Genomic DNA, 13,050 nt, shown 5'->3' with positions numbered 1-13,050 from the left:
AAATGAGCACCATTTTTCATTTCAAGGTCAAAGGAAACCTTATCAACTTGTAAAATAATGAGCAAAGGTGACAGGCACCATGTGAAAACTTCACAATGTATATTTGATGGTTTACGAGAATAATATAGTGATAACTTGACCAAATTAGGTCTATTTAATTGAACCGAAAGGAGGGGAGCGGATGGGGGTTGTAATCGGATTTACGATGATTATCTTTACGCTTGTTGTCGGTACAGCCATTGGAATGAAGGCAAATAAGAATGTAAGATCCTTTAATGACGAAGAACATGAAATTTTTGTCGGTAATGAAGCTGATAAGGAATCATGAAAGGGGAGAATCGAATGAAGAGCAAAGACCAACAATTGCTCGAGGATAAAAAACACCTCAATCGTTATGGATATGCCCAGGAGCTCTTGCGCGACATGGGCGGCTTTTCGAACTTTGCGATCTCATTTTCCATTATTTCCATATTAACAGGTGCAGTTTCCCTATACGGCCACGGGTTGACCTACGGCGGTCCGGGAATGATGGGATTTGGCTGGACCATCGTTGCCTTTTTCGTCATGCTAGTCGCTGCTTCACTTTCAGAACTGGCTTCAGCCATCCCAACAGCAGGGGCACTTTACCACTGGGCAGCTGCCTTAAAAGGAACCCGAATCGGCTGGTACACAGCCTGGATCAACTTAATTGGCCAAATTGGAATCGTCGCCGGAATCGATTACTCTGTAGCCTTATTCGCCGACCCACTTCTAGCAGGAATCTTCAACTATCAATCTACTGATACAACCACCTTAATCGTCTTTGGCGTTGTCCTCCTATTACACGGAATCCTCAATCATATCGGAATTAAAATCGTTGCAAAATTAAATGATTTCTCTGCTTGGTATCACATGGCTGTCGTTGCCATTTTAGTGGTCAGTCTAGCCTTCTTCACGAAGCTCGGACTGCAGCCGATTGATTATCTATTCCATGTCGGTCAAACCTTTTCAGATAAACCTTATTTCCTGGCATTTTTAATCGGATTATTGCAGGCCCAATGGACCTTCACCGGCTATGATGCTTCGGCCCATACTATTGAAGAAACGGTTCATCCACGTGTCCGCGCCCCATGGGGGATTTTTAACTCCGTTGCCTTCTCATTTGTCTTTGGCTTTATTATGCTTGCATTTGTTACACTTTCCATTCATGATGCGAACGGTGCGGTTAACTCGGACAATGCCTTTATTTTTGTAATTAGTAAGGCACTAGGCGGTACATTTGGCAACATTGTTTTGTGGCTTGTCACGTTTGCCATGTTCTTCTGCGGCCTTTCATCCATTACTTCTTTTTCGCGGATGATGTATGCATTTTCAAGGGATAATGGAATGCCGCTCAGCCGTCATTGGGCAGAAATCAGCCGCAAATTCCGGACACCAGCAAAAGCCATCTGGCTTGCGGTTATTCTTTCCTTTATATTAGCGTTAATCGATTACATTACGAAATTGGTCAATCCGGATGCAGGTTACTCAACGATTGCTTTTTTAACCGCGGTAAGTGTGGTCGGTTTGTATGTGGCTTACGGAATCCCTATTTATCTGAAACTTAGAGCTGAATCGAAAGGTTTATTTTTACCAAAGCATTACGGTCCTTGGGCACTTGGGAAATGGAGCAAACCAATCAACGTAATCAGCTTAATCTGGATTGTATTCATTTGCATTATCATGGTCATACCGCCAAATCAAATGGCAGCCTACGCCCTGATTGGGATGTTTGTGGTGTTGGTCATCATGGACCTTTCCTATTATAAAAAGCATTTCAAAGGCCCACAAGCTGCACTTGAAAAATCAGTAGATGAAATCAGAAGGCTGGAAGATGAGTTTGAGCATGGGAGAGAATAGTTTTCATTAAAGGTGCCATAATTTGGCACCTTTTTAGCATTCTAGTAATCTTCGAAGTTTGAAAAAATTCTGAGTTGTTCTATAATTGTTATATTAGTATTACTATTCCGAACATTCGAGAGAGGACTGGCTGAAAATGGTATTAGTAGACGAGTTAAGAAGAATTCTACCTGAGGAACAGGTTACGGTAAACCCAACGGTTTTGGAGCAGCATAGTAAAGATGAGTCCTATCATACTCCGCATTTACCGGATGTGGTTGTTTTTCCAAAAAATAAAGAAGAAGTCAGCGAAGTTCTAAAGTTTGCAAATGATCACGAAATCCCGGTAACACCGTTCGGCTTTGGGTCGAGCTTGGAGGGGCATGTGATTCCCTATCAAGGTGGAATTTCCATCGATTTTCAACTGATGAATCGGGTCCTTGAGGTTCGCCCGAATGACTTTTTAGTGCGTGTACAACCAGGGGTTACCCGGACGCAATTAAATAAAGAGTTAAAAAAATACGGGTTGTTTTTTCCGGTGGATCCGGGAGCGGATGCAACGGTTGGGGGGATGGCGGCGACCAATGCAAGCGGAACAACCTCTGTCCGCTATGGGGTGATGCGGGACCAAGTCCGTGATTTGGAAGTGGTTTTAGCAGATGGACGCATTATTCATACTGGAAGCATGACAGCGAAATCGTCCTCAGGCTATCATATTACTGGATTGTTTGTTGGATCAGAAGGGACACTGGGGGCATTTACAGAGCTAACCTTACGAGTTTACGGGATACCGGAAGTGATCAGCGCGGCACGGGCTGTTTTTCCAAGTGTTGAAGAGGCTGTTGCAACGGTTACCGATATTCTCTCAGCCGGGATTCAGATGGCACGGATTGAATTAGTCGATGCCCGCTCGATTAAACAGGTTAATCTTTATAATCAAACCGATTATCCAGTTAAACCAACGTTGTTCATGGAATTCCATGGAAATGAGGCCGGCCTTCAGTATGATGCTGATTTTGCAGAAAAAATTGCCCAGGATCACGGCTGCGAGGAATTCTTGTTTGAAACAGATTCAAAGGAACGTGCGAAACTGTGGGAGGTCCGCCATAATTTAGCGTATGCTTTTGTACATAAATCTCCTGGGAAAAAAATGATGGTTACGGATGTGTGTGTGCCGATGTCAGAATTGGGCGGTGCGATACATGATGCCCGCGAGGCGATTGATCGAATTGGCTTGGATGGTGCTTTATTAGGACATGTAGGAGATGGAAACTATCATTCCATTATAATGATTGATGTTGATGATCCAGAAGAAATGAAAAAAGCGGCGGAACTGAATGCCCATTTGGTTGATTATGCTCTTAGCCGAGGAGGTTCCTGTACGGGAGAGCATGGGGTAGGGGTTGGAAAGACTAAATACCAGCAGAAGGAACACGGGGAATCATTGGATGTAATGAAGGCCATTAAATTTGCGCTTGATCCGAAGGGGATTTTAAATCCAGGGAAGATATTTGAGTAAAAACCTTGTTAATTCTGATAAGAATGATTTTAGGACAAAATCTTATGGGATACTCGGGGAAACGTTCTTGAAATGGTTTTTTTGAACAAAATCTTACAGGAGACCTGGAGAAATGTCCTTAAAAATGTTTTTTGGGACAAAATCAGTGCGAAAGCACGAAAGATGTCCTTGAAAAGGTTATTAAAGAGCACAAATCAGTGAAGAACCAAGAAAAGGTCCTTCATATACTAATGAAGCATATTCCATTGGCATTTCCTCCTCTTGTGTTACACTATCCTTAATCATCACAAAAAAACGAGGTGTAACCATGAAAATAGAGGTATGGTCAGATTTTGTATGTCCATTTTGTTATATAGGAAAACGCCACCTGGAGGAGGCGTTGGCACAATTCCCGAATCGGGACCAGGTAGAGGTTGAATTTAAAAGCTTTGAACTTGATCCAAACTCGCCAAAATACAGTGGTGAATCCATTCATGAAGTACTCGCTGGCAAATACCGCATGAGTCTTGAACAGGCAAAGCAAGCGAATCAAGGGGTTGGCCAGCAAGCTGCAAACGTCGGCTTAAAGTATGATTTTGATACAATGAAACCAACGAACACCTTTGACGCTCATCGTCTAGCCAAATTTGCCAAAGAACATGGAAAAGAAACCGAGGTTACGGAAAAGCTACTCCATGCTTACTTTACAGAAGGAAAGAATATCGGTGATTACGAAACCTTGGCAGATATTGCTGCAGTAGCAAGCTTGGACCGTCAAGAAGCATTAAATGTACTTCAAGACCAAACGTCTTACGCCAATGATGTTCGAATTGATGAATCGATTGCCCAGCAATACGGCATCAGCGGTGTACCGTATTTTGTTATTAACCAAAAATACGCGATTTCAGGAGCACAACCGATTGCAACCTTCTCAGGTGCACTCCAGCAAGTATGGCAAGAAGAATCCGCGGCACCAGTTGTGCTAAAGGATCTTTCAACCGAAAACGCATCAGACGCAACCTGCACAGATGGCAGCTGTGGAATCCCAGAAAAAAAATAACCAAGCAAACAACAGGCACCGTCCGATTGGGGAAGGTGCCTTGTTTTCTATTTAGACTGTCCATCCAGGACGGACAAAATAGTGAGAAAGTCCACGGGCGGTGCCTGTCACTGCGTTACAGGTTTCGGATTCTTAGTTCCCACATATTGCCGTCGTCCCAGCAGGTACTGATTTCTTGGTTGCCCCGAACCATGGTTCTCCAATTGGAGCGGTGTGCGCAATGGTTGCGGCGTCTGGTTGTATTTCTTCTAGAAGTTACTTTTCTTGAAGTTTTTCTTCTTGTTGTTGTACGCTTCCTAGAAGTATTTCGTCTTGAAGAAGTTTGTCTCCGTGATGTACGGCCAAATCCTGGATCTCTGAACATGAAATCACCAAATCCGCCTCTTTGTACTTCCTCTGCTGCTCTCTGAATATCTTCTGATGAATATTCGTTCATAATTGCACCTCCTTATTTCACGAAAGAGGGATTTAAAACGAAAAAGTCATAACCTCTCTCTTCTTTTATCAAGTTACGTAAATCGGCTCGTACTTGTTTGGGGCATTCGCCCAATCATTCGTAAATTGTTGTCCGCTGGTGACCTAAAAATTTTTACTGAATACGAATAAACTAGGAGGGGGAAATCATGGACGAGACTTTCAAATTACCTCAATATAAAATTTTTATTAACCCAATTGACTTACGGGAACTAAAAAGGGATATCTGGATTGACGATCCAGTCCCGGCCCAGCTTGCGATCGAAGGGAAGAAACTCGAAATTGATCTCAGCTACAGGGGATCACATATTCGTGATTTTGAAAAAAAGTCTTATCAAATTGCCTATTATAAACCCAAGAAATTTAAAGGATCCTCATTGGTTCATCTTAACGCTGAATTTAAAGACCCTTCCTTCATTCGAAACAAATTGTCCTTTGATTTTTTTAGAGAAATCGGCTGTCTTGCACCCCAGTCCCGCCATGTCTTTCTAACGATAAACGGAAAAGCGGAAGGCGTTTATTTGGAAATTGAGTCGGTTGATGAAAATTTTATCAAACGAAGGGGTCTGCCAAATGGTGCCATATTTTATGCGGTCGATGGCGATGCAAATTTTTCACTCATGAGTGATTTAGATAAGGAAACGAAAAAATCGTTGAAATTAGGATATGAACGACAATGGGGAAGTGCTAAAGACGATCTCCATTTACAGGAATTTATTTATAAAATTAATACCCTTCCAAAGGCTGAATTTGAAAAAGAAATCCCAAGATATTTAAATGTAGAAAAATATCTTCGCTGGGTCGCAGGAGTGGTGTTCACATCGAACTACGACGGGTTTGTTCATAATTATGCACTCTACCGCAATGGAGCTACTGGTTTGTTTGAGGTCATTCCATGGGATTATGACGCAACCTGGGGAAGAGATGTGAATGGAAAGCGAATGGAAGCGAACTATGTTCCCTTTGATGGCTTCAATACATTAACCGCCCGAATCCTAGATGAAAACAGCTTTCGCAGTCAGTATCACAGGCTGCTCGAAGACATTATGAATCATCAATTCACGATTGAATTTATGGCACCAAGAGTGGAGCAACTCCTTCATTCGATTCGTCCCTCTGTCTTACATGACCCCTATAAAAAGCAACAAATCGAACAATTTGATCAAGAATTAGCCATCGTCACCTTATATATCGAGGAAAGAAGAAACTATTTGAAAAAGAAAGTAACGATGTTTGATTAGGTACTTCTAAACCTATTTGAAGTGCCTGTTCTTATTTTTCAGGAATAATAATTATTTGAAAATTCTTTTTGTTTAATTGCAGGTTGATGTTCGAATTTTTATGTATTAAGATAAGTATGTTTGATACGCTAAAAAAATAAAACGCTACCAATATGCAGTAAAAAATTATTTTACGAAAATTTGTAAAATAATTCTGACTAAAAAAACATGCTATAATTAAATCAAAAAGAGCAAGGGGTAATTGCTATGTTAAGAGACTTTTTTATCGGCTTATCGCAAAATCAATTTTTGAATAGTGCTGCTAAAAAGTATGGCCTAAAAATGGGTGCTCAAAGTGTTGTTGCGGGTACCAATATTCCAGAAGTAATCAAAAGCATTAAAGAATTAAATGCCCAAGGAATTTCATGTACGGTTGATAACTTAGGGGAGTTCGTCTTCAAAAAAGAGGAAGCTACCGAAGCGAAAGATCAAATTCTTCAAGTGATTGAAGCAATTCATGAGAATAAAGTAGATGCTCACATTTCTTTAAAGCCGACACAACTTGGGTTAGACATTGAATATGATTTCTGCTTAAACAATTTGCGGGAAATCGTACACAGAGCAAATGAATATGGAATCTTCATTAACTTTGATATGGAAGATTACGGCCACTTACAGCCTTCATTTGATCTATTAGATGAGCTTTCAAGAGAATATGATAATGTTGGAACGGTTATCCAAGCTTATTTCTATAATGCGCAGGAAAACCTTGAAAAATATAAAAACTACCGTCTGCGTATCGTAAAAGGTGCATATAAAGAGCCGGAAGAATACGCGTACCAAGATAAAAAAGATATCGATAATAACTTTATTAAACTAATTGAATGGCATTTATTAAATGGTAAATTCACTTCAATTGCGACACATGACCACCGTGTCATTAACCATGTGAAGGAATTTGTGAAAAAGAACGATATTCCAAATGATAAATTTGAATTCCAAATGCTGTACGGTTTCAGAAAAGACCTTCAATTAAAATTAGCAAGCGAAGGCTACAACTTCTGTACGTATGTTCCATTCGGAAATGACTGGTACGGCTATTTCATGCGCCGTTTAGCGGAAAGACCGCAGAACTTAAATCTTGTGGCAAAACAAGTATTTAATAAGAAAACCAACACCATGATTGGGTTGGCAGCTAGTGCTTTCGTTTTAGGCAGAATGACTAAAAACGGTAAGAAAAAACGTTAATAATTGATAAAAGACCTGTACATCGTAAATGTACAGGTCTTTTATTAGATTCCTACTTCGATATGCCGAAACGTTCCAACATCAAAAAGTCCCAAATCAGTTAGTTTTAGTTCAGGAATCACTGGAAGGGTTAGAAAGGACAAGGTCAAAAACGGATTAAAGTTGCCGGTAAAACCAATTTGCACAAGTGCTTCATTGATTTGTTTCAATTCCTGATGTATGGATAGAAAGCTATCATCCGACATTAAGCCTCCAATCGGAAGAGACAGAGCTGCTAAAATTTCTCCATCTTTCAACACTACACAGCCGCCATTTAATTCCTTGATTGCTTGAATCGCTGCTAATAAATCCTTGTCATTGGTGCCTGCTGCAACGATATTATGGGAATCATGCGCAATCGTGGTCGCGATGGCACCATTTGTAAAGCCGAACCCCTTAACAATGCCTAGTCCAATATTTCCGGTATTTTTGTGACGTTCAAGAACGGCGAGCTTTAATTGGTCCTGTTCAAGGGATGGGACGAAGAATCCTTCTGACGTTTGAACTGTTTCTTCAAGCTTTTTCGTCACAATGCTATTCGGGATGATTCCAATTACATTTGCGCATTCCGTTTCACCGATTGGAATCTGCAAATCTTTTTCCAGAATGTTAGGGATGTGCACCGTTTGGGTCAAGTGTTCTCCTGGTACGTTAGCTCGGAGAGGTTCTCCAACATACTTTCCATCCTTTGCAGTCAGTTTACCCGAAACATAAACCTCTGAAATCTTCATCGTTTCCAGATCGTCTACTAAGATAAAGTCTGCCTTATATCCGGGTGCAATCGCCCCTTTTTGGTGAAGTCCAAAGCATTCCGCGGCATTTAAAGTAGCAATTTGAATGGCCAATAGCGGGGAAAGTCCCGCGCGAATGGCCAAACGGACATTTTGGTCAATGGTGCCTTCATCAACAATCTCATCCAAGTGCTTATCATCTGTACAAAACAAGAAGCGGCGAGCATTATTGGGGTTTACAGCCGGAATAAGGGCGGTAAGGTTTTTAGCCGCAGACCCTTCACGAATCATCACATACATCCCACGACGCACCCGATCTAATGCCTCCGCAGCTGTTGTGCATTCATGATCAGTGCGAATGCCTGCAGTGCGGTAGATATTTATTGCAGTTGTATCCAGTCCGGCTAAATGTCCATCAATCGGCCGGTTGTGTTCATCTGTTAATAAGATTTTGTCCATAATATGATCATCGGCATTTTGTAAGGATGGATAATCCATTACTTCAGCCAGTCCAAGGACACGATCGTGCTGGTAAAAATCTTTTAAGTCATCAGCTAACAGCCTTGCACCATTATTTTCAAACGGCGTTGCCGGAACGCAGGAGGGCAGCATGATTTTTACTTCTAGAGGAAGATGATCCGAATCATCTAACATAAACTGTATCCCTGGGGCACCTGAAACATTGGCGATTTCGTGAGGGTCCGCGATGACTGTTGTTATCCCATGAGGAAGAACGGCTTTTGCAAATTCTGTTGGTGTGACCATCGATGACTCGATATGAACATGGGCATCAATGAATCCCGGACAAACGAAGCGATTTTTGGCATCGATAACTACTTTTCCTTCAAAAGCGCCAATTCCGACAATCATACCGTCTTGGATCGCGAGGTCACCAGTAAGGATTTCTTGGTTAAACACATCGATAATTTTTCCATTTTTGATAACGAGATCAGCGGTGATTTTGCCGCCAGCTGCAGCGATTTTATTTTTTAATCTTGTTTTATTCATGGTTCTCAGACCCTCTCAGTTAGATTTGAAAAAACCTCCAGAAAATTCTGGAGGCTGACTAAGAGAGAAATATAAGGCCCAAAAAACCTTTCCCTCTCGTAGTCAAACTATTTACGGCAGTTTGGTAGAAACTTTTGGACCCTATCTCCAATATTATACGAGTTCACGTTGTATTAAATTCTCTTAAATTATTAGGACAAATTTTACCGTTAAAAAGTTGAAAGTGTCAATGAAATCAACAAAAATTGTAATTATCAAAAAACAATTCAGCTTTGTAAAAATTTTAAAAATTGGGATTGACCTTGACGTTGCGTAAGGGTGTATCGTTAATTTAGGAGGTGAGCGGATGGAGTACACAGTGCAGAAACTTGGAAAGTTAGCAGGAATTAGCACCAGGACACTCCGTTATTATGATGAAATTGGAATTCTTAAGCCGGCAAGAATTAATTCATCAGGATATCGGATTTACGGGCAGGCAGAAGTGGATCGTTTGCAGCAGATCCTATTTTACCGTGAGCTTGGTGTTAGTTTAGACAATATTAAGAAAATCGTTACCGCACCATCCTTTGATGGGGCACAAGCACTGCGGGAACATCGTGAGAAACTCCTGGAAAAAGAGCGCAATTAGAGGTGCTAATTGCCAACGTGGAAAAAACGATCGCTTTATCGGAAGGGAGAATCGATATGTCGGATCAGGAAAAATTTGAAGGATTTAAGCAAAAGATGATAGACGATAATGAGAAAAAATTTGGTGAGGAGGTTCGCCAAAAGTATGGGAACGACGCAGTAGAGAAATCCAATGCAAAAGTAAAGAACATGACGCAGGAGCAATATCAAGAGGTTACTGCACTTGAACAGCAGGTAAGGGAAGCCTTGGCCCAAGCGTTCGCAACGGGGGATCCAGCAGGTGAGTTAGCACAAAAAGCGGCAGATCTCCACAAACAGTGGCTGACCTATTATTGGAGCGGATACAGCAAGGAAGCGCATGCGGGGCTTGCTCAAATGTATGTGGATGACGATAGGTTTAGGGCTTATTATGATAAAGAACAACCGGGAATTGCCGAATTCCTGCGGGATGCAATTCGAATTTACACAGGCATCATTTAATAGATAATGAAAAGGCGATTGGTGAAAACGGCCAATCGCTTTTTCGAATTTAAAAAATGACTTATTCATTTACCAGAAGGAAATATTAGTAGTTTCTTTCAATGACAAAATGGGCCAAATCCCCTCGATAAATGGTTTTAGAATATTCAATAATGGTTCCGTCACCAAGATAGGCGATCGTATCTAGAACGAAGCAAGGGTCGCCAATGCAGATATTTAATTTTTCTGCAGCATCTTTATCAGCGATATACATTTCAAGTGTTTCAATTGTTTTATTTATTTTTAAACCAAATTGTGTTTTTAAAGCGTTATATAATGACTTTTCGCAACCTTGTTTATCTAAAGCGGGAGTTTTGTACCAAGGCAAATAGGCCGTTTCATACTGAATAGGGATATCATCTACATAGCGTATCCTCTCAAGCATATTAACAGGTTCGCCTTCTTGTATCATGAGTTGGTCTCTAAGAAATTCGTCTGCTGGAATAACGTCTAGCTGCAATACTTTTATAGAAGGTTTTTTTCCCTGCATGGCTATTTGTCTTGAAAAATGTTCCACCGTCGAGGTTAAAATTTGTTTAACTTTATTTGCAGATACGAAGGTTCCGCTCCCTCTTTTACGATACACATACCCCTCCATGGTTAATTGCTGCAGGGCAGTTCGCACAGTAGTTCTGCTTACCCCATACTTTTCGCAAAATTCAGCCTCGGTGGGCAGCTGAGAGTCAGGCTTATATTCCCCTTCGTTAATTAATTGTATGATTGCATCCTTAACTTTAAGGTGCAGCGCACTTCCGTCCTTCGCATCTTCCATCATTGCAACGTCCCCCTTACTACATATAGAATATCACAAAATTTCACAATATAATAAACGATTAATACAAATATCATTAAGTTGTTATTACAAATTAAAAATAAATAACAAATTTATAAAAATTGTATTGTAAATATTCTGAATTGTTATTACAATGTGATTATATTATTGTTTCATCAAACTTTCAGATGCTTTTAATTTATCGATGGAAAGGGGAGAAAGAAAAGTGGTTTATGTAGAACCGTTTGTTTGATCTTTTTTGAAAACGCTATCTTTTAGACAAAGGGGGAATTATGAGTGAGAATTCTACTTTGCTGCTCAGCTGGCATGTCAACAAGTCTTTTAGTTTCCAAGATGGAAGCAAGTGCAAAAGCTCAAGGTTTGGACTGTAAAATATGGGCAGTTGCGTCAACTGAAGTGAATACCCATCTTGATGATGCAGATGTTCTCCTTCTTGGACCGCAAGTCCGTTATTTACTTTCCCAGTTAAAAAAGGTTGGAGAATTAAAGGGCATCCCGGTTGAATCGATTAACCCGACACATTATGGCCTATGCAATGGAGAGGAAATATTAAAACAAGCTATTAATCTAATAAAAGGAGAATGATGCATTTGATGAATTTTATCGATAAATTTATTATGCCATTCGCAAATAAGCTTGGAAATAATCGGCATCTTCTTGCAATTCGTGATGCTTTAGTAGGGATGATCGCGATTACCATGATTGGGTCCTTATCTGTGTTATTAAATAACTTAGGGGCTGTTCCTGGTATTGGTAAATATTATGAGAATTTAATGGTATCTATTTTTGGAGAAACATGGAAAACGCTTGGTGGGGATATTTGGTGGGGAACCCTTGCATTTATGACTATCTTTGCCGTTGTCGGTATTTCATATAAACTGGCAAGGTCCTATGGTGATGATGGCTTTGAAGCAATGCTTGTAGCTGCAGCTTGTTTTTTTGTTTTGATTCCACAAGTGGCAAATGTCTCTATCACTCCTGATGGTGGGAAAGCCGTAACAGGCGGGGCATGGGGCTTTGTGAGCTGGAATTATTTCAATGCTACGGCCCTATTCACAGGAATTATCGTAGCGATTGCGGCAACGGAAACATTCGTTCGTTTAGCTAAAATAAAGTATTTAGTGATTAAATTGCCGGATGGGGTGCCTCCTGCTGTATCTCGTTCGTTTGCGAAACTGCTGCCCGGAATGGCAACGATTTTTATCATTGGCTTATTCGGACTCATTTTAAGAAAATTCATCAGTGATGGTGCTTATCTAAATGATTGGATTAATAAGGTACTTGTTTCACCCCTTACAGGTGCAGTCGATTCCATATTATTTGCTATTTTAATTGTATTTTTAGTTCATGGATTTTGGATTCTTGGTCTGCATGGTCCTAATTTACTTGGCGGCATCACTACGCCATTAATGACAAAATTAGGACAGGACAATGTGAATATGTATGCACAAGGGGTACATGATTTAAGCAAGTATCATGTTCTAGCCGGATCATTTTTAGACGCATTTGTTTATCTGGGAGGGTCAGGTGCTACACTCGGTTTATTGATTGCTATGTTTATAGCTGGAAGAAAGCGTCATAAACAATTACTTGCATTAGGAACACCGCCAGGAATATTCCAAATTAATGAACCTATTCTTTTTGGTTTGCCAATTGTACTTAATCCCCTATGGTTTATCCCATTTATCCTTGGACCAATTTTAATGACAATCATCGCATATACCTCTGTTAGTTTAGGCTGGGTTCATCCAATTGTTGCAGATATTCCTTGGGTTACACCTGCCATTGTTGGCGGATTGCTTGCTACTGGAGGACATATTTCAGGTGCAATATTAGCTGCCGTGAATTTAGCTGTTTCCATCCTCATTTATCTGCCCTTTGTCATTGCACAGGGCCGAATCGAAGCTAGGAAGGAACAGGGGAATCCTCCTGCACAATCAACAGACACTTTAAACGTTTAGACCATTTTTTAAATA

The 13,050-nt window shown here is 40.6% G+C and carries 11 protein-coding genes, 1 pseudogene and 1 riboswitch; of the genes and pseudogenes, 9 read left to right on the top strand and 3 right to left on the bottom strand.

What is annotated here, in order from left to right; all coding sequences use genetic code 11:
* The first annotated feature begins 181 nt into the window (after nt 1-181).
* The 4 genes from RCG21_RS21065 (at nt 182) to RCG21_RS21050 (ending at nt 4,415) form a co-directional block, all read left to right on the top strand.
* Complete coding sequence (locus RCG21_RS21065; protein WP_165976401.1) at nt 182-328, top strand: hypothetical protein; 147 nt, start codon at nt 182-184, stop codon at nt 326-328.
* 14 nt (nt 329-342) lie between these two features.
* On the top strand, nt 343-1,878 hold the full coding sequence (locus RCG21_RS21060; RefSeq protein WP_133339714.1) for an amino acid permease: 1,536 nt from the start codon (nt 343-345) through the stop codon (nt 1,876-1,878).
* Between the two features lie 136 nt (nt 1,879-2,014).
* The gene (locus RCG21_RS21055) at nt 2,015-3,376 is read left to right on the top strand and encodes an FAD-binding oxidoreductase (protein WP_133339716.1); all 1,362 of its coding nucleotides are present in this window, start codon (nt 2,015-2,017) and stop codon (nt 3,374-3,376) included.
* A 307-nt stretch (nt 3,377-3,683) separates the two neighbouring features.
* Entirely contained in the window at nt 3,684-4,415 is a 732-nt protein-coding gene (locus RCG21_RS21050) for a DsbA family oxidoreductase (protein WP_133339718.1), read from the top strand.
* A gap of 115 nt (nt 4,416-4,530) precedes the next feature.
* Here RCG21_RS21050 and RCG21_RS21045 read toward each other — a convergent pair whose 3' ends face one another.
* On the bottom strand, nt 4,531-4,851 hold the full coding sequence (locus RCG21_RS21045; protein WP_133339720.1) for a CotG/ExsB N-terminal domain-containing protein: 321 nt from the start codon (nt 4,849-4,851) through the stop codon (nt 4,531-4,533).
* Nucleotides 4,852-5,038: 187 nt separating this feature from the next.
* Between RCG21_RS21045 and RCG21_RS21040 the strand changes: the two genes are divergently transcribed.
* Both RCG21_RS21040 and RCG21_RS21035 read left to right on the top strand, forming a co-directional pair.
* Complete coding sequence (locus RCG21_RS21040) at nt 5,039-6,130, top strand: CotH kinase family protein (RefSeq protein ID WP_133339722.1); 1,092 nt, start codon at nt 5,039-5,041, stop codon at nt 6,128-6,130.
* A 246-nt stretch (nt 6,131-6,376) separates the two neighbouring features.
* Nucleotides 6,377-7,357, top strand: coding sequence for a proline dehydrogenase family protein (locus RCG21_RS21035; RefSeq protein WP_133339724.1), 981 nt, complete (start codon nt 6,377-6,379; stop codon nt 7,355-7,357).
* Between the two features lie 44 nt (nt 7,358-7,401).
* Here the strand turns inward: RCG21_RS21035 and ade are convergent, their stop codons facing one another.
* On the bottom strand, nt 7,402-9,135 hold the full coding sequence (gene ade, locus RCG21_RS21030) for an adenine deaminase (protein WP_133339726.1): 1,734 nt from the start codon (nt 9,133-9,135) through the stop codon (nt 7,402-7,404).
* A 79-nt stretch (nt 9,136-9,214) separates the two neighbouring features.
* Nucleotides 9,215-9,316: riboswitch (purine riboswitch) on the bottom strand.
* Between the two features lie 165 nt (nt 9,317-9,481).
* Here ade and RCG21_RS21025 point away from each other — a divergent pair.
* Nucleotides 9,482-10,242: pseudogene (locus RCG21_RS21025) on the top strand (MerR family transcriptional regulator).
* Between the two features lie 85 nt (nt 10,243-10,327).
* Here RCG21_RS21025 and RCG21_RS21020 read toward each other — a convergent pair.
* Nucleotides 10,328-11,056 (bottom strand): GntR family transcriptional regulator, encoded by a 729-nt coding sequence (locus RCG21_RS21020; RefSeq protein ID WP_308913734.1) that lies wholly within the window; start codon nt 11,054-11,056, stop codon nt 10,328-10,330.
* Between the two features lie 294 nt (nt 11,057-11,350).
* Between RCG21_RS21020 and RCG21_RS21015 the strand changes: the two genes are divergently transcribed.
* Both RCG21_RS21015 and RCG21_RS21010 read left to right on the top strand, forming a co-directional pair.
* Nucleotides 11,351-11,659 (top strand): PTS sugar transporter subunit IIB, encoded by a 309-nt coding sequence (locus tag RCG21_RS21015; RefSeq protein WP_133339730.1) that lies wholly within the window; start codon nt 11,351-11,353, stop codon nt 11,657-11,659.
* Nucleotides 11,660-11,667: 8 nt separating this feature from the next.
* Nucleotides 11,668-13,035: a PTS sugar transporter subunit IIC gene (locus RCG21_RS21010; RefSeq protein WP_308914289.1), complete on the top strand. Its 1,368-nt coding sequence runs from the start codon at nt 11,668-11,670 to the stop codon at nt 13,033-13,035.
* Nucleotides 13,036-13,050: the final 15 nt, after the last annotated feature.

The organism is Bacillus salipaludis (assembly GCF_030938565.1).
In the GTDB taxonomy this organism is placed as follows: domain Bacteria; phylum Bacillota; class Bacilli; order Bacillales; family Cytobacillaceae; genus Neobacillus; species Neobacillus salipaludis_A.
This window is presented reverse-complemented; position numbering and strand designations above follow the sequence as displayed.

Bases quoted from the DNA above. Each gene is read 5' to 3' on its own strand.
- RCG21_RS21065 (WP_165976401.1), top strand. From the start codon at position 182: ATGGGGGTTGTAATCGGATTTACGATGATTATCTTTACGCTTGTTGTC.
- RCG21_RS21060 (WP_133339714.1), top strand. From the start codon at position 343: ATGAAGAGCAAAGACCAACAATTGCTCGAGGATAAAAAACACCTCAAT.
- RCG21_RS21055 (WP_133339716.1), top strand. From the start codon at position 2,015: ATGGTATTAGTAGACGAGTTAAGAAGAATTCTACCTGAGGAACAGGTT.
- RCG21_RS21050 (WP_133339718.1), top strand. From the start codon at position 3,684: ATGAAAATAGAGGTATGGTCAGATTTTGTATGTCCATTTTGTTATATA.
- RCG21_RS21045 (WP_133339720.1), bottom strand. From the start codon at position 4,851: ATGAACGAATATTCATCAGAAGATATTCAGAGAGCAGCAGAGGAAGTA.
- RCG21_RS21040 (WP_133339722.1), top strand. From the start codon at position 5,039: ATGGACGAGACTTTCAAATTACCTCAATATAAAATTTTTATTAACCCA.
- RCG21_RS21035 (WP_133339724.1), top strand. From the start codon at position 6,377: ATGTTAAGAGACTTTTTTATCGGCTTATCGCAAAATCAATTTTTGAAT.
- ade (WP_133339726.1), bottom strand. From the start codon at position 9,135: ATGAATAAAACAAGATTAAAAAATAAAATCGCTGCAGCTGGCGGCAAA.
- RCG21_RS21020 (WP_308913734.1), bottom strand. From the start codon at position 11,056: ATGATGGAAGATGCGAAGGACGGAAGTGCGCTGCACCTTAAAGTTAAG.
- RCG21_RS21010 (WP_308914289.1), top strand. From the start codon at position 11,668: ATGAATTTTATCGATAAATTTATTATGCCATTCGCAAATAAGCTTGGA.